The organism is Brevundimonas vitisensis, assembly GCF_016656965.1.
Lineage (GTDB): Bacteria > Pseudomonadota > Alphaproteobacteria > Caulobacterales > Caulobacteraceae > Brevundimonas > Brevundimonas vitisensis.
This window is the reverse complement of sequence record NZ_CP067977.1, coordinates 1291069-1311398: the sequence shown is the minus strand read 5'-3', so window position 1 is coordinate 1311398 and position 20330 is coordinate 1291069. Positions and strand designations below refer to the sequence as shown.

The window sequence follows — 20330 nt, the reverse complement described above, 5'->3', positions numbered from 1 at the left end:
ACAGTCCAGTTAGTATATGGTAGTCGATCGATATCGGGCCTGCGATGGCCGACTCACCCCATGACCGCCTTGACCACCGAAGGTTCGACATCTGCGCGCCGCCCTAGCCTTCGCGAGGCGCAGCGTGCCCTGACCCGCGACCGTCTGCGGTCGGGTGCGCGCGACCTGTTCGCCGAAACCTCCTACATCGAGGCGACCATCGACCAGATCGCCCTGCGGGCCGGAGTGGGGCGGGCGACCTTCTATCTGCATTACGAAAGCAAGGACGCCCTGCTGCGTGACCTGCTGATCCAGGACATGATGGCCCACCGGCGGCTGTATCACCGGCTGACGGACCTCGGAGCGCGGCCGTCACCCGAAACCATCAGTCCCTGGATTCGGCGCTATATGCAGGTCTTCAGCGAGCGGCGCGCGGCGGTGTCCCTGTTCAACGTCGCGATCGGGGCCGACCCCGGCTTCCTGGCCGAGATCACGCGCCAACGCGATGCCCTGTTCGACGATCTAGGCGGACGCCTTGAGGCGTTTCGCTTCACCAGAGATGCACCGGGGCGGTCCCGCCGGATGTCCGCCCATCTCTTGGTGTTTCAGATCGAGCAGTTCTGCACCCACGCCGCCTTTGCCGACTGGGATGCGGCGACCTGTGACGACGGTGTCAGCCAACTGGCGTCCGCCGTCGCCGCCTTTCTGGAGGGCTAACCGCCCGCAAATACGCCCTGTGCCGACAAGGTGGCGTCGGCATTCTCGCTGACGACCAGGGTGCGTGGGGTCATGCCGTGCTCGGCCTGCAACTGGGCCAGCCACCCGAACAGAGCCCCGGTGGTGGCCTGGGTGACGGTAAAGCCCAGACCGCCGTCCTCCGGTGCCAAGGCGACGTTCAGGGATGCCGCTGTCGCCGTCTGGCCCGCGACCTGCTCCATGTCGTTCACCGTCATGGTGCTGTTGGAAGAACCCTGCATGCGCGCCAGCCCGGCTTCGATGCGGGCCCGCTGGGCATTGGCCTCGGCCCGGCGCTCGGCGGCTTCGGTGCGCCAGCTCAGCGCCGGTGCGACCACGAGAAACCACAGGGCCAGGGCCGCGATCAGCGCCCCCATCACACTCAGCATCACCCGCTCGCGCGGCGACCGCCCGGTCCACCAGCCGCGGGCCTGTTCGATCATGGCCTTCATGCGCCCGCTCCGATCACTACATCGCTGACCACCCGTCCATTGTCGTCGATGGTCGAGGTATCGGTCAGCATCAGCCCTGCTGCCGCTACCGCTGTCTGCATGGCTTCCAGGTCCTGATAGGCCGGATAGCTGACGGTGGCGCGGACGCCGCCTGCGGGGTCGGCGTTCAGGCTGTCCAGCTCGGCACCCTCTACGCCTTCCAGTGCTGCGAACAACACCGCCGCCGCCACGGCGACACCGCCGGGGGGCGCGGCCGTCGCCAGCCGCCGCTCGGCCTCGGCGACCGGATCGACGCCAGGGGCCATGTCGGGAAAGGCGCGCCGCGCTGCGGCTTCGGACGCCCGCCGGTCCTCGCGCGCTGCCAGATCATCGCGAGCGGCCAGGGCCAGGGTGATGACCAGAGGCGCGATCACGACCGCTGCGGCCAAAGCCATCGCGCGTCGCCAGGGGCGAAGACCTTCGCCGGTCGCCCGACCACCCGACGACAGCAGGTCGATGGGCGGGTTCAGCGCAGCCTGGATCAGCATCCGCTCGACCTGTGCCCCGTCCTCGACCGCCACGATCGTGCGATCCCCGGCGATCAGCTCGGCCAAATCCGGCTCCACGCTGGCGGCGAACCGATGCCCGCGCAGGGCCAGGCTGGGACCAAATCCGACCGCCGCCAGCACGGCCGGGTCGACCGGTTCCGGCACGGTCAGACAGTCGGGCACCAGGGCATCGGCCCGCAGGCCCAGGCTCGTCAGATAGTCGGTCCACGCCTGGACCAGGGGGTCGGACACCACCGCCGCCAGGCGCGGCTCGCCCGCCACGGCGCGGCCCAGCGACAGCCGCACGCGTTCCGGCGTCGCCGCCAGATCATCCTTGAGCGCCCAAAGGGCCGCTGCCCTCTGCTGCGCGACATTGCCCGGCGGCAGGTCCAGCCAGCGGATCAGCACATCGGCCCCCGGCACGACGGCCACGGTCCGTAGGGCGGGACCGACGGCCGGGCTCTCCAGAGACAGCAGGCCGCGCTCCAGCACGGTGCCTGCGGCATCGACGATCAGCCAGGGCGCGGGTTCTCCGGCCAGGGCAGGCATCAGGACAAGTCGTGTTCGGCTCATTCGTCGGGTGTCCAGCGACTGATGACGGGCCTGACGGACCCGTCGGAAGTGATTTGCAAAAGGGTCGTGCGGACGGCGCGCGCACCGCCGTAGTCGACGTCGACCCTCAAGGCGAAGAACTGTGTCCTCAGGGTGATCTGGTCATAGACGTCCGATGCCGGTTCCACGCTCGACATCGCCGGCTGGTTCCAGAAGGCCCCGACGTCGGTCCAGCCGTCTGCGGGCCGCGCCGCGATCGCCGACCGCGCCGCCTGGGCACTCAGGCTGCCTTCGGCCAGCATGACCAGCAGGGGGGCTTGCTCTGGCCGCAGGGTATTGGGATTGATCGGCGACAGAACGCTGTAGGGCAGGGCGCAAAGATAGGGGCGCAAGCGGCGATAGGCGTCGGCGTCCACGCCCTTGACGGCCCTCAGCTCGCTGACCTCGGCCAAGAGGGTTCCGGCGGTGCGGTAAGGCACGGTTCGGCCCGCATAGGCCCCGTCCTCGCCCCCGCGCGGCAATGGCGACTGGTCGCTGTCGATCCAGTCGGTCAGGGCATCGGCAATGCCCCGCATTCGCCCCTCGTCTATGCCCACGGCGCGGCCCAGGGCGACCAGTTGCAGGGCACCGCGTGGCCGCGCGGTCAGGGCCTCGCCCGCGCCCTGAACCACGCTGTTCAGGTTGAAACAGGCCTGCCCGTCGGTGACCACCGCGCGCAGCTCGCCCTCTTCGATCGGAAAGGCCAGGAGGCGTCCGTTCCAGTCCGGGCTCAGGGGCGTGCGGACCGGATCAGCACGGTTCAGCCTCGCAATCTGCCTGCGCGCCAGGGCCTCTGCCCCCAGGGCATACCATTGGGCCTGGCCCAATGTGGCGGCATTGGTCGCGCGTCGAACCGAGAACCGCACATCATCCAGGACCAGCACCGCAATTGCCGCCATGACCGCGACCATCAGCAGAACGGTCAGCAGGGCCATGCCTTCGCGATCGCGGCGCGCCTGGCTCATCGGCCGCTCCCGACCAGGAACAGCTGCTCGATCTGACCATAGCCCCGCACGACCAGGCGAATGCGGATGGCGTCGGGCAGGGGTCGATTTTGCGCCGGGGTGAAGGTCGGCGTCTCCTGTCCCGCGCTGACGAAGGCGATGCTGGCGGCCTCGACCTGGCGAAACAGAACCTGTGGCGGGCCCGGTCGTGCGCCGTCCAGATGCGTGAAGACGCGGCGCTCCAGCCGATCTTCCACCAGCCGGTATTCCACCCGTTGCAGAGAGGCACGATCTCGCTCGCCGGGATTGCTCCACCCCGACCGGTTCAGCACCAGCAAAGGTTCCGCCGGGGCAGACCCGCCGCGCAAGGCCACCGGTTCGACCTGACCTGTGAGATCGCGCGAGCGCCGGGTTACCACCTGGCCGATGTCGGCCTTGAGCAGGGCCCGCGAGCGTTGCAGTTCGGCGGTCTTGTCGGTCGATTCCTTCACCGCAAACCGATTGTCGATCGAGACGGCAATCACGCCGGTCCCCGCCGCCGCGATCAAGGCAAAGATCATCAGCGCAATCAGCACCTCGACGAGGGTGAAGCCTGACTGTCTGGCGCTACCGCTCGCGCCGCGGGCGCTTGCTGCTTGAGCGTGGTTCTGGCCGGGCCCGGTCATGACGCATTGGCCCGGAACAGAGTGACATCCGCCACCTGTTCGCCGCTCTCGGTGACGGCGATCCGTATGCTGAGGATATCGGGATCGTCGGTGCCGTTCACGACCCTGGTCCAGGTCCAGGTGCGTCCGGCCATCGCCGTCTCGCCCCTCGTTTCGCCCATGGCCGGGGGATCGACGTCGATCAGGGTCTGAACGGCCAGATTCTCGGCCACGATGCCCGCGACCGTCCGTGTCTCCACCCGCGCCGCCGACCGAGTATTTTCTCCCGCCAGATTCAGCAGGGCCAGGGCCGCCAGCCCGAAGACGGCGAGCGCCACAAGCATCTCGATCAGGGTGAAGCCGGCGCGACTAGTCATCGATCCGGACCTCGCCGGCCGCGTCCACGGTCACGGCAATGCGGGCGGCGTCCCGGAACAGGGTGACGGTTGCGGGCTCGGCCACGCCGGTGGGATCGAACACGATGCGGACCCCGTCGTCTGCCAGCTCCACGCCGGTCGTCTCCTGCCATTGGCCGGGCTGGAACGGACCTTCGCTCAGGGCCGTCCACTGGCGCCCGTCGAAGGTCGAGACGCCATAGCCTTCGGCCGTCGCCTCCATGGCGACCGGTCGGTTGCTCAGCAGGGATTCCTCGCGCGCCTTGACCAGGCGTGCAGCAAAGGTGTCTGCTTCCTCGCCCAGGCTGGGCCGAGGGTCCGGAGCTGCGATCACGACCGCAGTCGCCGCCAGCCCCAGGATCGCCATCGTCATCAGCAGCTCGACCAGGGTGAAGCCGTCATGCCTTCGGGTGCCGTCGCTCACCGCGCGGCGGCGCGTGGCTTCAGCAAGGCACCGCTGGGTCGCGCTCAGACAGCGGGCGACCGCGTCGCGCGCGATAGCGGCCTCGAACGTCATTCCTGCCAGTTGCCGAGGTCGGCATCGTCGCCTTCGCCGCCTTCCTTGCCGTCCGCGCCATAGGAATAGACGTCGAACTGTTGCCCATGCGCGCTGGGGCGGCGGAACTGATAGGGGTTGCCCCAGGGATCCTCAGGCAGGCGACGGATGTATCCGCCCTGACGATAGCGCTCGGGCCGGGCCAGGTCGGCCGGCGGTGCGACCAGGGCCTGCAAGCCTTGCTGCGACGTCGGGAAAGTCAGGTTATCGAGGCGATAGGTCTCGATCGCTTGTTCCAGCACCGAGATATCCGCCCGCGCCTTGCCCACCATGGCCCGATCCTGGCTGGGCAGGACATTGATCGCCACGACCGTGGCCAGCAGGCCGATGATGACGATGACCACCATCAGTTCGACCAGGGTGAAGCCTTCCCGGTTAAGGGCGCTACCGCTTGCCGCGCGGCGGCGCGCTGCTTGAGCGCGGATGGAGCCCGTCTTCACGGAACGGGCCGCCGCGCGGAAGGTGTTGGGGAAAAACATGATACGCTCCATCAACCCATGGCCAGGGTATTGATCTGAAGAATGGGCAGCAGGATCGACAGCACGATCAGCGCCACCACGCCGCCCATGAACACGATGATCGCCGGCTCCAGCAGGCTCAGCATCACGGCGGTGAAGTTCGAGAATTCGCGCTCCAAGTAGTCGGCGGCGCGCTCCAGCATCGGTTCCAGCCGCCCGCTGCTTTCGCCGGATGCCGTCATATAGACCAGCAGGGGTGGGAAGACGTCGGCGCGGCGCATCGCCGCCGACAGGCCGCCGCCCTCGCGCACGGCCTCTGCCATGGTCTCCGTCGCCAGCCGCAGCCGGCGGTTCGACACCGTCCGGGCCGTGGTGGTCAGACCCTCCAGCACCGGCAGGCCCGAGGCGATCATGGTGGCCAGCGTCCTGGCCATCCGCGCTCCATGCAGGTCGCGGGTCAGTCGCCCAATCACCGGCAGCCGCAGCAGGCCCCCGTCGACCTTCAGCCTCAACGCCGGATTCCGAAGGGCGACGCCCAGCCCCGCCGCCGCGCATAGACCCACCAGCACCAGGATCCAGCCCCAGTTCCGCATCAGGTCCGACACCCCGATGACGATCCGCGTCAGCAGGGGCAGGGCCTGGTTCATGCTTTCGAACTGCTCGACGACCTTGGGCACGACAAAGGTCATCAGGGCGACGATTACCCCGAGCGCCACGACCGCCAGCACAGCCGGATAGACCAGGGCGGTGATCACCTTGCCCCGCACCATCTGGTCGCGCTCCAGCCCGTCGGCCAGGCGCTCCAGAATCGGCTGAAGGGCACCCGAGCTTTCGCCAGCCGCCACCATGGCGCGGTAGAGGGGAGGGAAGGCCTGCCCCTGCAATCCCATTGCCTCCGACAGGCGGCGTCCCTCCATCACTCCGGCGTGGACCCCGCTCAGGACGCGGCGAACATGCGGACGATCGGCCTGCAACATCAGGGTGCGGATGGCCTCCTCGATCGGCGCGACCGAGATCAGGGTGGCCAGTTGCCGGGTCGTCAGGGCCAGGGTCTTGGAATCCAGCTTGCCGCGCGACGGCAGGCTGCGCTCCGCCTTCTGGGTGACGCCGCGCGTCGGCACGATCTGAAGCGGAACCAGCTTGCGCCGTCCGAGAAGGGCCCGCGCCGCGCCTTCATCGGCGGCATCCAGCGCGCCCGAGACCGTGCGGCCGCCTGCGTCCACCGCGACATAGTCGAAGGCCGCCATCAGGCCGCGACCTCGCGCGCGGGCTCGTCCACCGCCACGTCCTGCCGGGTCACGCGGACGGCTTCCTCGACCGAGGTGACGCCCTCCAGGACCAGTCGCCGGGCCGCCTCGGTCAGAGTGCCGCCCTGGGCGAAGGCGGCGGCGTTGATCGCCTCCTCGCCCGCCTCGGCCGCGATCAGACGACGAATACGGTCGTCGATGCGGATGGTCTCATACAGGCCGACCCGGCCGGTGTAGCCGGTGTTGTTGCAGTGGGCGCAGCCCTGCGGCCGCCAGACGCGCTTGCCGGTCTTGACCCCCAGCAGCTTGGTCGTCGCGGGATCGGCGTCCTCCTCGCGGCGGCAATGGCCGCACAGCCGACGGACCAGACGCTGCGCCACGATCAGCCGCAGTGTGGAGGCCAGAAGGAAGGGCTCGATCCCCATGTCGCGCAGGCGCGTCACCGCTCCCGCTGCGTCGTTGGTGTGCACGGTGGACAGCACCAGATGGCCCGTCAGCGAGGCCTGGACAGCGATTCCGGCCGTCTCCACGTCGCGGATCTCGCCGACCATCACGACATCGGGGTCCTGGCGCAGGATGGCCCGCAGGCCGGCAGCGAAGGTCATGCCGACCTTGACGTTCACCTGGGTCTGGCCGACGCCGTCGATGGCATATTCGACCGGATCCTCGACCGTCAGAATGTTGCGGCTGGCATCGTTCAGCAGGGTCAGACCGGCATAGAGGCTGGTGGTCTTGCCCGACCCGGTCGGTCCGGTGACCAGGATGATGCCGTTCGGCTCGGCCAGGGCGCTCCTGAAGGCAGCCAGAGCATTCGGGCCCATGCCCAGGTCCTCCAGCTTCAGATCGGCCTGATCCTTATCCAGAATACGCAGCACAACCCGCTCGCCCGCGCGCGAGGGCAGGGTCGAAACGCGCACGTCCAGCGTCTTGCCGCCCAGGGCCAGGGGAATCCGCCCATCCTGAGGGATGCGTTTCTCGGCGATGTCCAGCCGCGCCATCACCTTGACCCGCGACACCAGCAGCGGCGTGATCCGGGGGTTCAGGCTTAGGGTTTCGCGCAGCACGCCATCGATCCGCATCCGGACGACCAGGGCGTGTTCGAACGGCTCCAGGTGGATGTCCGAGGCCCCGGCGCGCACGGCCTCGGCGATCACGCCATTGATCAGGCGGATGACGGGGGCGTCGTCGGCTGTATCCAGCAGGTCCGCCGTCGCCGGGATGTCGTCGATCAGGCTGTCCAGGCCCGACGGCATGTCCAGGTCTTCGCCGCCGTTGGTCGCGTTCAGGTGGTCCCCGGCATAGACCTGCGAGAGTTCGCGATCGAACGCCGCCTGGGTCAGGGTCTGAACGCGGATGGGGCGGCCCAGGGCCCGGCGCGTTTCGATCAGCCCTGCGGGATCGGCCCCCTCGCGCAGCCCGATCAGCGCCACGTCCCCCGCATCCAGCAGGATCACGCCGTGACGCTTGGCGAAGCCATAGGGCAGGGTCGGATTGACCAGGGTGATCATGGCGGCGCTATTCGGTCGGAGCCAGGGGCGCGCCCTGAACCGGAAAGTCCACGGCCGACGGGGCGACCGGCGGCTGGGTCCGCATATAGTCGCGCAGCAGGACGTCGATGTTCGGCTCGGCAGCGGGGTCGATGGCCAGTTCCTGGGCCCGGACATAGTCATAGCGCTGGGCGCTCAGCCGCTGCTGATCGGCGCGCGACCGCACGATCGTCGGCCGGATGAAGATCACCAGATTGGTCCGCTCCGCCTGGCGCGAGGTGGAGCGGAACAGGGCCCCGACACCCGGAATATCGCCCAGCACCGGTACCCGTGTCGCGGTCAGCCGCTCGTCCTGCGACAGCAACCCGCCGGCCACGGCGATGTCGCCGTCGTCGACCACCAGGGTCGTCTCGATCTCACGCTTGCTCAGGACCAGGTCCGTTGAGCTCAGCGACAGACGGGTGTCGATGGCCGACACCTCCTGGCGGATGTGCAGGGTGATGGAGCCACCTGCATTGATCTGGGGCCGGACTTCCAGCTTGACGCCGATGTCCTGGCGTTCGGTGGTGCGGAAGGGGTTGGAGTTGTTGTCGGCCAGAACCTCGCCGGTGGTCACCGGGATTTCCTGACCGGCCAGGAAGGTGGCGGGCTGGTTGTCCAGGGTCATGACCGAGGGCGTGGACAACAGGTTGGACCCGCTGTCGGACTTCACCGCATTGACGATGGCCCCCAGCAGCACGTCGCCGATCTGCAGCCCGCCCCCGCCGACGAAGCCGTTCAGGGTCAGCAGGCTGTTGACCGCTGCGTCGCGAATGGTGTCGCGCGCCGGATCGTCAGCGTCCAGATCGTCGCTGGCGATGGCTCCCGCGATGGGCAGCAGCGGCACGGCAGAGTCGGAGTAGTTGGTGAAGCCCAGGGGATTGCCGTCCTCGCCGGCCACCGCCCACTGCACGCCCAGCTGACGCACGGCATTGTCCGACAGCTCGACCACCACGGCCTCGATCAGCACCTGCTGGCGACGGGTGTCCAGCTGGCCGATGACGTCGGCCAGCATCCGCTGGGTCTCGGGCGGGGCCGAGATGACCAGGGCATTGGCACCGGGGAAGCGGGCGATCACCGCGCGCTGGCCCGGCACGGGCGCGGCGGCGCTGGCGGCGGGCGCTGTGGCGGTGCCCTCAGTCGTCGGAACGGCATTGGCGGTGGCCGCGGTCACCGGCTGGCCCACCATCTGCTGCAGCACAGGCAGCAGCTGTTCGGCATCGGCGTGCTGCAGGAAGACGACCTTCACATCGGCCGAGGTCTGGGCCCGCCCGTCCAGGTCGGTGACCAGATTGACCACCCGCGCCACCGCTGCCGGATCGCCGCGCAGGACCAGGGAGTTGGAGCTGAGCACCGGCGTCACCGAGACCATGCCCTGGCCGGGCTGTCCGCCGACGGGGGCCAATACCTCGTCCAGAACCGCTGCCATCTCCTGCGCCGAGGAGTTTTCCAGCGTGATCACCTCATAGGCCGCGCGGTCGACGTCGATCCGGCTGATCAGGCCGCGAATACGGACGATATTGTCGGCGAAGTCGGCGACGACCACCGTGTTGCCGGTGGGATTGGCCAGGACCTGCCCCTGGGGGCCCACCAGCGGGCGGATGGTTTCGGCGGCCGAGGCTGCGTCGATGTTCCTGAGGGTGAAGACCTCGGTGGCGAACCGTTCGGTCCCCGCGGTCGAGGGACCTTGGGCTGCGCCCTGGGCCGGAGCGATCCGGTAAGCACCGGACGACGTCGGGATCACCACCAGGCCGTTGGCCCGCAAGGTGGACAGGAAAACCTCATAGATCTCCCCGCGGGTCAGCGGCCGGTCGCTGGTCACCGTCACCGTGCCCGTCACTGCCGGATCAACGATGAAGGTGCGGCCGGTCAGGCGGGCAATGTCCTGAATGAAGGCGCGAATGTCGGCGCCCTGGACGTTCAGCGTCTGGCGTCCGCCCGCCTGGGCCATGGCCGGGGCGGCCACGAAGACAGGCAGGGACGCGGCCAGAACCGCGGCCAGCACGGCCGCCAGGCCGGAACGGTGTCGGGTCGGATGGGTCAAGAGCCGGTCCTTATGGTGGTGGTCCGGACCTGGCCGTTCCGCTCGTAGCGGATCTCGGCCGAGGTCGCCTGGGCGAGCTGGGTCCGCAGGGCATTGGCGGCCCCCAGGCTGTTCAATTCTGTGCCGTTGACGGCGAGGATGACATCGCCGGACTGCAGGCCCGCAGCCCGCAACGCCGATCCGTCACCGCCCGCGCTGACGGTGAATCCGTTGATCGACAACCCCTTCATTCGGGGGCGCAGGGAGGCCTGGGCCATCAGGCGGCGAGGGTCTACAACGGGCCCGGTGGGCGCACTGGCGGCTGGCGCTGCGGTCGGTGCGGGGGCCGGTGCAGGGGTCGGGCCAACGATCTGGGGTGTGGTCGGGGGCGGCGGAGGCGCGGCGGCACCGGTCGGGGCTTCGCTGAAGTCGATGCGGCTGATGGAGGCCCCGCGCGCCACGGTGACATAGTCGGCACCGACTTCGCTGAGGACAAGGCCGGGCTCGATCGTTTCGCCCACCCCCACCGAGACCTGGCGCCCGTCGGCCAGTCCGATAATGGCCGAACCTGCACCGGGCCCTCCGGCACGAACGCCGAACAGGCGCAGCTGCTCGGATCCTGCCGCCGTCACCTCGGCCAGGCTGCTGCGGCCACCGGTGCGGAAGAAGGCGTCGAACCGGCCCAGTACCGACAGGTCGGCGGTCGGCTCGGTCACGGGATTGAGAGCGCGCGATCCGGGCATGGCTAGGGCCCAGACCAACCAGACAGCCTGCGCGACCAGCAGCAGGGCCAGAAAGCCCTCGGTCAACCAGCGCAGGGACTCAGGCCGGCCCGACAGCGTTCCCGCTGTCTCGCGCGCCGCCCTGCTCCAGCTGCGGGCCCTGTTCCAGCCGATAGTGCCGACCACCGATACGCCCCGTTTGCCCTAGACGGGCTGCGGGGGCGTTCCTAGCCGAACGCTCCGCCCCCGGCGCACATGGCTTCGTGACGTTCCGGCGGCGATTGCGTGAAACTTGCTCCGAAGGCGGCCTAAGTGGTGCCCTCGGCCGTCCACGCCGGCACCGGCAGCCCCTTTGATTTCAGGAAGGCCGGATTGAACAGTTTGGTGGCGTAGCGAGAGCCGGGATCGCAAAGCGGCGTGACGATGGTCTTGCCCGGTCCCAGTTCGCGCGCCAGCCTGACGGCCCCGGCGATGTTGACGCCCGCCGACCCGCCGAGCGACAGCCCTTCCTCTCGCACCAGATCGAACAGCAGCGGCAGGAACTCGGCATCCTCGATGCGATAGGCATGGTCCGGCGTAAACCCTTCCAGGTTGCCGGTGATCCGCGCCACGCCGATGCCCTCGGTGATCGACGAGCCTTCGGAGGTCATCTCCCCCTTGGTGAACCAGTTGAACATGGCCGCGCCCGCGGGGTCAGCCAGGGCGATGCGGATGTTTGGATCACGCTCCTTCAGGAAGGCACCGACACCGCTGATGGTGCCGCCAGACCCGACCGCACTGACGAAAGCGTCGATCTTTCCCTCCGTCTGTTCCCAGATTTCGGGGCCGGTCCCGGCATAGTGGGCCAGGCGATTGGCGACATTGTCGAACTGATCGGCCCAGATCGCCCCGTTGGGCAGGGTCTCGTCCAGCTCCCTGGCAAGGCGACCGGAGTGGTGGACGAAGTGGTTCGGGCTGGAAAAGGGGGCGGCGTCGACCTCGATCAACCGGGCGCCGAGGGCTCGGATGGCCAGCTTTTTTTCCTCGGACTGGGTCCGGGGCATGACGATGACGACGGGATGACCCAGGGCCGCGCCGACCAGGGCCAGGCCGATTCCGGTATTGCCGGCCGTGCCTTCCACGATCGTCCCGCCGGGACGCAGGCGACCGGAAGCCTTGGCCTGCTGCACGATGGACAGGGCGGCGCGGTCCTTGATCGACTGGCCTGGGTTCATGAACTCGGCCTTGCCCAGGATTTCACAGCCGGTCTCATCCGACAGACGGTTCAGTCGGATCAGCGGCGTCCCGCCGATGAGGTCAATGACGGATCGGGTGATAGGCACAGGGCGTCTTTCAGCGAAAGAGGGAGGCGTGGATCAGGCTGCGATATCGGTGCGCCGTCGTCCCATGTGGATGCCGCATTCGGTCTTGTCGAGACCTGACCAGCGGCCGTCGCGGGCATCCTGACCCGGCTCGACCGCCTTGGTGCAGGGCCAGCAGCCGATCGACAGGAACCCCTGTTCGACCAGGGGATGGCGCGGCAGGGCGTGCGTCTCCAGCCAGGTTTCGATGCTGTCCGCCGTCCAATCGGCCAGCGGATTGATCCTCAGCACGCCGTCCAGCACCTCGAATGGCTTCAGTGTCGCCCGGCCCGAGGTCTGGAACCGCTTGCGGCCCGTGATGATGCCGGTGAACCCCGCCGAGGCACGCGCCAGCGGCCGAACCTTGCGCAGGTCGCAGCAGGCGTCGGCGTCGGTGCGCCACAGGTCGTCGCGGGGGTCCAGGGCCGCCTTTTCCTCGGGCTGCGGCGTGACCAGCCGCACGTCCGTCAGGCCCAGGTCCCGGGTCAGCTGCGCGCGATAGGACAGGGTTTGCATGAAATGCTGGCCGGTCTCCAGAAAGATCACCGGCAGATCGGACCGCTCCCGGCTGATCAGGTGCAGCAGCACGGCCGATTCCGCGCCGAAGGACGAGATGGCAGCGACGTTCAGGCCCAGGGCCGGGTCCAGCGCGGCCTTCAGAATGGCGGTCGCATCGCCGTCACCGACCTGCGCGTTCAGGCGATCGGCCTGGGCTTCAAGGTCATCCGCCGCCTCCGGTTGCGGGGGCTTGGGGACCAGGGCCAGGCGCCGCTGCCAGATCGTCGGCTCCGGATCGATCGCAGGCTGATAGGCGGCATTGAACGCCTGGTCCATCGCCCGCCAGGGCGCCTGGTCGGCGCCTTCGGTCAGCTCCACCGCATCGAAGCCGGAGCGGCGCAGATGCCGGGCCTGATCCGGCAGGACCTTGCCCGCCGCGATCAGCTGCCCCGTATAGCCACGCTCGCGCAGGATGGAGGCCAGGGAAAAGCCGCGCCCGTCGCGGAAGGCATCGAACTCCAGAACCAGGGACTCGGTATCGGCGGCGGCGGCCTCCACTTCGTCCAGCGGGGTCGAGACCTTCAGCCGGGGGCCGTTCTGAACGGTATCAAGCAACAGCATCGGCGGTCTCATAGATGGCGTCACGGAAGGGATCTGCCCCGACCCGGCGGACGGTGTCGATGAAGCGCTCGTCGCCCTGACGGATTTCCAGATAGCGATCCAGGGCGCGGGCAATGGCGGGCGCGACCTCGGCCGAGGGCAGGCTCTTGCCCACGATCTCGCCGAGGGATGCCTGTTCGTCGGGCGAGCCACCGACGGTGATCTGATAGTATTCCTCGCCCTTTCGATCGACGCCCAGAACGCCGATGTGGCCGACATGGTGGTGACCGCAGGCGTTGATGCAGCCGCTCATATTGATCCGCACCGGCCCGACCTTTTCCTGCCAGTCCAGGTCGGCCAGTTGGCGCGACAGGGCCTGGGCCACCGGAATCGACCGGGCATTGGCCAGGCTGCAGTAATCCAGGCCCGGGCAGGCGATGATGTCGGTGACCAGATCGGCATTGGCGGTGGCCAGGCCGGCGTCCAGCAGAGCGCGCCACACCGTCGGCACATCGTCGAGCCGGACGTGTGGCAGGACCAGGTTCTGCTCATAGGCGGCGCGGACCTCGTCGAACGAGAACCGCTCGGCCAGGTCGGCGACGACCTCCATCTGGGCATCGGTGATGTCACCGGGCACCCCGTCGATGGGCTTCAGCGAAATGACGACGCTGGCATAGCCCGGTGTCCGATGACGCCGCACATTGTTTCGGGCAAACCGGCCAAAGTCCGGATCGCCCAGCAGCGCCCGGTCGAAGGCGGCGGACTTGGGGTCCAGTTGGGCAAAGGGCGGCGGCGCAAAATAGGCCGTGATCCGATCGCGCTCGGCGTCTGGGATCCGCAGATCCTCGCGCCGCAGGGTGGCGAAATGGGCCTCCACCTTCTGGCGGAAAGCCTCGATCCCCAGGCTGGCGACCAGGATCTTGATCCGCGCCTTGTGGATGTTGTCGCGGCGACCCTCCAGGTTCCAGGCCCGGATGATGGCCGTCAGATAGGCCAGCAGATCGGCGGCCGGCACGGTCGCGATCTCCTGGGCGATATGGGGCAGGCGGCCCTGGCCCCCACCGACGAAGACGCGGAAGGCCGTGCCGCCGTCGTCGCCCCGCACGATCTGAAGGCCCACGTCATGGGTGCGGATGGCGGCTCGATCCGTCTCGGATGCGATCACCGCGATCTTGAACTTGCGCGGCAGGAACGAGAATTCCGGGTGGATGGTCGACCACTGGCGCAGGATTTCGCACCACGGGCGCGGGTCCTCGATCTCGTCGTCGGCGGCTCCGGCGAAGACGTCGGTTGTCACGTTGCGGATGCAGTTGCCGCTGGTCTGGATGGCGTGCATCTCGACCTCGGCCAGCTCTGTCAGAATTGCCGGCAGATCGGTCAGGGCCGGCCAGTTGTATTGGATGTTGGTCCGGGTGGTGAAATGGCCATAGCCCTTGTCGTAGGTCCGGGCGATGTGGGCCAGCCGCCGCATCTGGGCGCTGCTCATCGTGCCGTAGGGGACTGCGACCCGCAGCATATAGGCATGCAGTTGCAGATAGACGCCGTTCATCAGCCGCAGCGGCTTGAACTCGTCCTCGGTCAGGGCACCAGAGGCCCGGCGGGCGACCTGGTCGGCAAATTCGGCGACCCGCTCACGCACCAGGGCGGTATCGAACTCGTCATAGCGGTACATCAGAGGGTCTCTCGGCGCAGGCTGTTGCCGACGGTCGGACCGGCCGATCGGATGGTTTCCTTCAGTCGATCACGACCCGAGGGCCGATGCCCGTCGGTCTCGACCAGATAGGGATTGACGAAGATGCCGGGCCGGGCGGCGGCATAGGCCAGGGCGGCCTCGGCGGAACTGTCATCCAGCACGCGGGCCTCGCCGATCGCTTCGACAACCCGATCGTCCTCGCCCAGATAGATGACCCGGCCGTCGTCCAGGCGGTTGGCGGTCAGGATGCTCACGCTGCCACCTCGGCCGCAGGCTCGGCCAATGAAAACGCTGCCGTTTCGCCCACGAACAGCAGGGCAGGACCCGTCAGGTTCGCGCCGCGCACCAGGGCAGCCAATCCGTCCAGTCGCCCGTGCAGGATGCGCTCGTCCGGTCGGCTGCCGTTCTCGACCACGGCGACCGGTGTCGATCCGGTTCGTCCGGCGGCCATCAATGCAGCGGCCGTCTCGGCTGCCCGGTCCGTGCCCATATAGATGGCCAGGGTGTGATTGGGGCCCGCCAGTCGCGCCCAGTCGGCGTCGGTGCCGCCCGGCTTGGCCTGGGCTGTCACAAAGGTCACGGCCTGTGCATGGTCGCGGTGGGTCAGCGGAATGCCGGCCGAGGCCGCGCAGGCCAGAGCCGCCGTCACGCCCGGCACGACGAAGACGGGGATGCCCGCGGCTCTCACCGACGCCAGCTCTTCGCCGCCCCGGCCGAAGACGAACGGGTCGCCGCCCTTCAGTCGGACCACCCGATGACCGGCGCGGGCCTCGTCGATCATCAGCTGTTCAATCTGGTCCTGCGGTACCGAGTGATCACCGCGCGTCTTGCCGACATAGAGGCGGCGTGCATCGCGGCGGGCCCGGTCCAGGACAGCATCGGGCACCAGCCGGTCGTGGATGATGACGTCCGCGTCCTGCAAGGCGCGCAGGGCCTTGAGTGTCAGCAGTTCGGGATCGCCCGGCCCCGCGCCGACAATATGGACCATGCCCTGTTCGGGCGCGGCCTGGTTCAGCAGGCGCAGCATCTCGCGGCGTGCCTCTGCCGTCCGACCGGCGGCGGCCAGGTCGGCGGCAGGACCGCGAAACGCCCGCTCCCAGAACCTGCGTCGCGCCATGAAGTCGGGCACGCTGGACTTGACCGTGTCGCGCAGTTCGCGCGCCATTCGGGCGACATGGGCCAGTCCCTCGGGCAGGACCGCCTCGATTCGCGAGCGGATATCGCGGGCCAGGATGGGCGCCGATCCGCCCGTGGCGATGCCCACCACCACCTCGTCCCGGTCGATCAGGGCGGGGGTCTGAAAGTCGCTGAGGGCCGGTTGGTCCACCACATTGACCTGGGCACCCGCCGCGCGGGCCAGGGCGGCGATACGCCCAACTTGCTCCAGGTCGGGCAGGGCGATGAACACCAGCCGCGCCCCATCGAGGTCGGCGGCCGACGGCTCGCGCCGTTGCGGTTTCGGCGCAGTGCGGGGAATCTCCAGAGCGCTGGCGTCCAGTTCCGGCGCAAACCAGCTCAACTGTGCAGGCGAGCCCAGGAACAGCCGCAGTTTGGCCAGTGCCGGCTCGCCCCCGCCGACCACGACGACGCGGGTATCCTCCAGGGGAATGGACGCCAGAAACAGGCGCATCGGCTCGCTCCACGCCCGCTCCGGGGCCGGAATGGCCGCAGCACGGGACGACGAACGTCATCGACCCGGTCAGGCTTTCGCACAAACCAGATTGTCTTCGCCTGGCTGATAGGTTTTCTAAGGGCCATGGTCCGGCCGCTGCTTCCCCTCAATGCTCTTCGCGCCTTCGAGAGCGCGGCGCGTCATCTGAATTTCTCTCGCGCCGCTGAAGAATTGTCGGTCACGCCGGGCGCGGTCAGTCAGCAGATACGCCTGCTGGAGGACATCATCGGAAGCGCACTGTTCAAGCGCGAGCCGCGGGGACTGCAGCTGACCGATCGGGGCAGGGCTGCCGTGCCCTTGCTGACCGAGGGGATCGAGCGGCTGATGGATGCGTCATCCATGCTGCGTGAACCGGTTCGGCGCCCGCAGGTGTCGATCAGCGTCGCGCCGTCCTTTGCGTCCAAGTGGCTGATGCCGCGGATGGACGACTTTCATGCCGCACACCCGGACGTTGAAGTCTGGATATCGGCTGATATGGAGCCGGTGGCGGTGGGCGAGGGCAAGGTCGATCTCGCCCTGCGCTACGGCCCCGGGGACTATGCCGGTTTCGTGACCGAACGACTGCTGACCGAGACGGTCCTGCCGGTCTGTTCCCCGGCGCTGATGCGCGGAGATCATCCGATCCGGCGGCCCGCCGACCTGGCACATCATACCCTGCTGCACGACATGTCCAACGACGGCGACCACAGCCGTCCGGACTGGGCCATGTGGCTGAAGGCGCGGGGCGTGCGTCACCCCGATCCCCGGCGCGGTTCGCGGTTCAACCAGTCGGGCATGCTGATCGAGGCGGCGGTGGCGGGCCGGGGCGTGGCCCTGGCCAAGCGCACACTGGCGCAGGCCGATCTGGCCTCAGGTCGCCTGGTCGCGCCATTCCCGGACGGGTCCGAGGCGGTCGGTTTCGCCTATCACATCGTCTTGCCGCGCGACCGGCCGCCCTCTCCGGGTGCAGCCGCCTTCATCGCTTGGCTGAAGCGCGAGGCAGTCCACCACGACAACAACATGGATCAGTTGTGAGGCGATTGGAGCGGCCGGCGGGAATCGAACCCGCGACATTCAGCTTGGGAAGCTGACGTTCTACCTCTGAACTACGGCCGCGCCGGTCGTCGCGTGTCTGACGTCCTGCGAACGGGCGCGGACCATAGCGAGGCCTTGGCAAAAGAAAAGCCCGGCCGTGTCTCTGGGCGATCCAGGACCTGGCCGGGCTGGCAGGTGAGGCGTCAATCCGCCTTGGGCCGGCGTTTGCGGCTGAGATCAATACCCAGGTCAACGGCGGACAGGCACAGGGTGGCGATCACCGCCCAGAACAGCCCTTCGCGCCAGTCATCCCCCAAAGCGATCGACACCAGGGTGGCGATCCAGACCAGGCCGATCAGACCGATCACCCCAACCTTGACCCAGCGCGGGTTGGTCGGGGCTGCGGCCTGTGACGGCAGCCCTGTGTCCGCCGAAGGGTCGGTCACGGCTGCACGCGCTGAACGTCGACGCCGGCATCTTCCAGCATCTTCTGCACGCTTTCAGCACCCACCAGGTGGGCGGCCCCGACAGCGATGAAGATCGTTCCGGAGCCTTCCAGCATGGTTTCGATCTGGGTCGCCCAGTTGGCATTGCGTTCGGCCAGAAGGGCCAAATAGACCTCGGGGCTGGCTTCCATCATCGGAATGACACCGATCTGTTCGATCGCTGCGGTATCCCCGGTGGCCCAGGCGGCGACCAGACGGTCCAGTTCGACGGTGGCCTGCTCGAAGTCTTCCAGGGTGGAGCGCAGGAAGGCGATCTGAGTTTCCTCCGACAGACCGGCCAGGATGCCCAGCTGACCTTCCATGGTCTCCAGGCCGCGGACCGGCTTGCCGGCGGCTACGGCGCGTTCGCGCAGCACGATTTCAACGCCCGAGTTTGCGTCATATCCGGCCTTGGCCAGCGGCGCGACCGACAGGGTCAGGGCGACCAGCCAGGGGCGCATCGGGTCCAGCTGGGCCGCCGTGGCTCCAATGCTTCGGGCGGCAACGTCCAGCTTGGCCAGGTCATCGGCGGTAAGGATGCTGGACAGGGGCCGGTTCGGCGAGACGCCGTACTGCTGGATCAGCGGAAGGGCCGCAGCCTGATCGTCGGGGTTGGTGATCTCGAACCAGATTTCCGAGCTCGCATCGAAGGCGGCATCGACGGCGGGCGAACCCCAGGCGGTGTCGGGACGCAGCACATGGACCGTGCCGAACAGATAGATGGTCGAGTCGGCGTCGCGGACGACCCACAGGGCCGGGCCTTGTCCGGCAGCCGGTACGACGGCGCGCGGGGCGGCGGCGGTTGCGGGTGCAGCGGCATCCTGGGCGAAGGCGGCCGAGGGCAGGCCGCCAGCGACCGAGGCGAACAGGCCCAGGCCCAGGGCGGCACCCAGGGTGGTGCGGCCGAGGGTCGAGGCGGTGGTCTTGAGACGAGCGATCAGGGTCATGGGTTCAGTCCTTTGGATTGGGTCGAAGGGTTGGAGAGGAGTGAGAAAAATCAGGCGGCCAGGCCGCGCCGGGCCGAGGCGATGACCGAACAGGCCAGATAGATGCCCATCAGAATGCCCATCATGCCCCAGGCGGACAGGCTCTGGACCAGGCCCACGCGCTCGGCTGCGGCATAGACGAACAGGGCCAGCTGCACGGCCCAGAAGGCCAGGGCGCTGGTCTCGGCCATGACGCGGCGAAACAGCTCGTCGGCGGCCTTCCACAGCATCAGATTGGCGATGCTCTGGCCGATCAGCAGCACGATCACCGCCCCGAAGACCACGTCCGGCGAGGCATAGGCCGGGCCGAAGATCGGCAGCAACAGCATGACTCCGGCCAGAAGCAGCACGGTGATCTGCAGAACACCGCACCCCTTGGGCATCGAGGAGGGGCGGACGAACATCGCCACCACGCTGGCCAGTGCGGAGACCACCAGCAGGGCTGCCATCAGTAGGTTCAGGCTGTCGTCCCAGGGCAGGGTCTCCAGCGCTGTGACACTGGCCATGGCATAGCCGGTGGTGCCGCCCGCAGCCGCCAGGGCGGCAATGCCGAGAAGGCGAAGGGCCAGGGAGGGCTTTTGGTCAAGCGACGCACTCATGACAGGCTCCTCAGTCGTTGAAGATAGATTCGATGGGTTGTTCGAAGACCCGGGCGATCTTGAAAGCGAGCGGCAGGGACGGGTCATAGCGGCCCGTTTCCAGCGCATTGACGGTCTGACGCGAGACCCCGAGCCGGTCGGCCAGCTCGGCCTGGCTCCAGTTGCGTTCGGCGCGCAGCACCTTGAGGCGGTTGTTCATCCTGTGCTCCTCAACGCCGCCGCAGCCACCACACCGCCCAGGCGATGAAATAGCCCCCGCATTGCATCAGCAGAGCACCCATGGCCCCACCCGCCACCAGGTCTATGGCCGTCGTGTCGCGCAGCGCCTCGTTCATTTCGGCCGGGTTCATGGCCATGGTCAGGGTGATCAGAACGACACCGCCAACGGCCAGGCTGAAGGTGGAACCCCACCACCAGGCCCATTTGTGCGCCTCGCGCGCGGCCTCATCCAGGCCCTGCCACCACCAGGCGCAGGCCGCGATCGCCAAGGCCATGGTCGTGGAAAGTCCGACAACCGTCAGCGTCAGCCGCAGGGGGTTGGAGGCCCCGACGGCAGCGGCCAGGCCGCCGGCGATGAGACCGGCCACCAGCATCAGGCCAAACACGAACAGATAGCGGATCAAGGGATTCCGCAACCATCTGTG

Annotated in this window: 23 protein-coding genes and 1 tRNA gene; 2 read left to right on the top strand and 22 right to left on the bottom strand. The window is 68.2% G+C overall.

Features of this window, described 5'->3' with window-relative positions; genetic code table 11:
- Positions 1-60: 60 nt before the first annotated feature.
- Positions 61-696, top strand: a complete 636-nt coding sequence (locus tag JIP62_RS06670) for a TetR/AcrR family transcriptional regulator (protein WP_201104153.1) — start codon at positions 61-63, stop codon at positions 694-696.
- Here JIP62_RS06670 and gspM read toward each other — a convergent pair.
- The 16 genes from gspM to cysG form a co-directional block, all read right to left on the bottom strand.
- Positions 693-1166, bottom strand: coding sequence for a type II secretion system protein GspM (gene gspM, locus JIP62_RS06665; protein ID WP_201104151.1), 474 nt, complete (start codon positions 1164-1166; stop codon positions 693-695). The two genes, JIP62_RS06670 and gspM, sit on opposite strands and share 4 nt — an antisense overlap.
- Positions 1163-2266, bottom strand: a complete 1104-nt coding sequence (gspL, locus tag JIP62_RS06660; protein ID WP_201104149.1) for a type II secretion system protein GspL — start codon at positions 2264-2266, stop codon at positions 1163-1165. The genes gspM and gspL overlap by 4 nt, the downstream gene beginning before the upstream one ends.
- Complete coding sequence (gspK, locus tag JIP62_RS06655; RefSeq protein ID WP_230974888.1) at positions 2263-3249, bottom strand: type II secretion system minor pseudopilin GspK; 987 nt, start codon at positions 3247-3249, stop codon at positions 2263-2265. The genes gspL and gspK overlap by 4 nt, the downstream gene beginning before the upstream one ends.
- A complete protein-coding gene (gene gspJ, locus JIP62_RS06650) occupies positions 3246-3893 on the bottom strand; it encodes a type II secretion system minor pseudopilin GspJ (protein WP_201104147.1) in 648 nt (215 codons plus the stop codon). Before gspJ ends, gspK begins: the two co-directional genes overlap by 4 nt.
- A complete protein-coding gene (gene gspI / locus JIP62_RS06645) occupies positions 3890-4249 on the bottom strand; it encodes a type II secretion system minor pseudopilin GspI (RefSeq protein ID WP_201104145.1) in 360 nt (119 codons plus the stop codon). Before gspI ends, gspJ begins: the two co-directional genes overlap by 4 nt.
- Positions 4242-4784 (bottom strand): GspH/FimT family pseudopilin, encoded by a 543-nt coding sequence (locus JIP62_RS06640; protein ID WP_201104144.1) that lies wholly within the window; start codon positions 4782-4784, stop codon positions 4242-4244. Before JIP62_RS06640 ends, gspI begins: the two co-directional genes overlap by 8 nt.
- The gene (gspG, locus tag JIP62_RS06635; RefSeq protein ID WP_201104142.1) at positions 4781-5302 is read right to left on the bottom strand and encodes a type II secretion system major pseudopilin GspG; all 522 of its coding nucleotides are present in this window, start codon (positions 5300-5302) and stop codon (positions 4781-4783) included. The genes JIP62_RS06640 and gspG overlap by 4 nt, the downstream gene beginning before the upstream one ends.
- 11 nt (positions 5303-5313) lie before the next feature.
- A complete protein-coding gene (gene gspF, locus JIP62_RS06630; RefSeq protein WP_201104140.1) occupies positions 5314-6528 on the bottom strand; it encodes a type II secretion system inner membrane protein GspF in 1215 nt (404 codons plus the stop codon).
- Positions 6528-8036: a type II secretion system ATPase GspE gene (gene gspE / locus JIP62_RS06625; RefSeq protein WP_201104138.1), complete on the bottom strand. Its 1509-nt coding sequence runs from the start codon at positions 8034-8036 to the stop codon at positions 6528-6530. Before gspE ends, gspF begins: the two co-directional genes overlap by 1 nt.
- Before the next feature lie 7 nt (positions 8037-8043).
- Positions 8044-10098: a type II secretion system secretin GspD gene (gspD, locus tag JIP62_RS06620; RefSeq protein ID WP_230974887.1), complete on the bottom strand. Its 2055-nt coding sequence runs from the start codon at positions 10096-10098 to the stop codon at positions 8044-8046.
- Positions 10095-10985: a type II secretion system protein N gene (locus tag JIP62_RS06615; protein WP_230974886.1), complete on the bottom strand. Its 891-nt coding sequence runs from the start codon at positions 10983-10985 to the stop codon at positions 10095-10097. The genes gspD and JIP62_RS06615 overlap by 4 nt, the downstream gene beginning before the upstream one ends.
- A 122-nt stretch (positions 10986-11107) precedes the next feature.
- Complete coding sequence (locus JIP62_RS06610; protein ID WP_201104136.1) at positions 11108-12121, bottom strand: cysteine synthase A; 1014 nt, start codon at positions 12119-12121, stop codon at positions 11108-11110.
- 33 nt (positions 12122-12154) lie between these two features.
- Positions 12155-13258 carry a phosphoadenylyl-sulfate reductase gene (locus tag JIP62_RS06605; protein WP_201104134.1) on the bottom strand — a complete coding sequence of 368 codons (1104 nt, stop codon included), beginning with the start codon at positions 13256-13258 and terminating at the stop codon, positions 12155-12157.
- Positions 13245-14909 (bottom strand): nitrite/sulfite reductase, encoded by a 1665-nt coding sequence (locus tag JIP62_RS06600; protein ID WP_201104132.1) that lies wholly within the window; start codon positions 14907-14909, stop codon positions 13245-13247. Before JIP62_RS06600 ends, JIP62_RS06605 begins: the two co-directional genes overlap by 14 nt.
- Complete coding sequence (locus tag JIP62_RS06595) at positions 14909-15184, bottom strand: DUF2849 domain-containing protein (RefSeq protein WP_201104130.1); 276 nt, start codon at positions 15182-15184, stop codon at positions 14909-14911. Before JIP62_RS06595 ends, JIP62_RS06600 begins: the two co-directional genes overlap by 1 nt.
- A complete protein-coding gene (gene cysG / locus JIP62_RS06590; protein ID WP_201104129.1) occupies positions 15181-16560 on the bottom strand; it encodes a siroheme synthase CysG in 1380 nt (459 codons plus the stop codon). The genes JIP62_RS06595 and cysG overlap by 4 nt, the downstream gene beginning before the upstream one ends.
- A gap of 126 nt (positions 16561-16686) precedes the next feature.
- Between cysG and gcvA the strand changes: the two genes are divergently transcribed.
- Entirely contained in the window at positions 16687-17616 is a 930-nt protein-coding gene (gcvA, locus tag JIP62_RS06585; protein ID WP_201104127.1) for a transcriptional regulator GcvA, read from the top strand.
- A 6-nt stretch (positions 17617-17622) separates the two neighbouring features.
- Here the strand turns inward: gcvA and JIP62_RS06580 are convergent.
- The 6 genes from JIP62_RS06580 to JIP62_RS06555 form a co-directional block, all read right to left on the bottom strand.
- A tRNA-Gly gene (locus tag JIP62_RS06580) sits at positions 17623-17697 on the bottom strand.
- 122 nt (positions 17698-17819) lie between these two features.
- Positions 17820-18062 carry a hypothetical protein gene (locus JIP62_RS06575; protein ID WP_201104125.1) on the bottom strand — a complete coding sequence of 81 codons (243 nt, stop codon included), beginning with the start codon at positions 18060-18062 and terminating at the stop codon, positions 17820-17822.
- On the bottom strand, positions 18059-19048 hold the full coding sequence (locus JIP62_RS06570; protein WP_201104124.1) for a TraB/GumN family protein: 990 nt from the start codon (positions 19046-19048) through the stop codon (positions 18059-18061). The genes JIP62_RS06575 and JIP62_RS06570 overlap by 4 nt, the downstream gene beginning before the upstream one ends.
- A 50-nt stretch (positions 19049-19098) precedes the next feature.
- On the bottom strand, positions 19099-19686 hold the full coding sequence (locus tag JIP62_RS06565) for a hypothetical protein (RefSeq protein WP_201104122.1): 588 nt from the start codon (positions 19684-19686) through the stop codon (positions 19099-19101).
- A gap of 10 nt (positions 19687-19696) precedes the next feature.
- The gene (locus tag JIP62_RS06560; RefSeq protein WP_201104120.1) at positions 19697-19885 is read right to left on the bottom strand and encodes a helix-turn-helix transcriptional regulator; all 189 of its coding nucleotides are present in this window, start codon (positions 19883-19885) and stop codon (positions 19697-19699) included.
- Between the two features lie 10 nt (positions 19886-19895).
- Positions 19896-20309: a hypothetical protein gene (locus tag JIP62_RS06555; RefSeq protein WP_201104118.1), complete on the bottom strand. Its 414-nt coding sequence runs from the start codon at positions 20307-20309 to the stop codon at positions 19896-19898.
- Between the last annotated feature and the right edge of the window lie 21 nt (positions 20310-20330).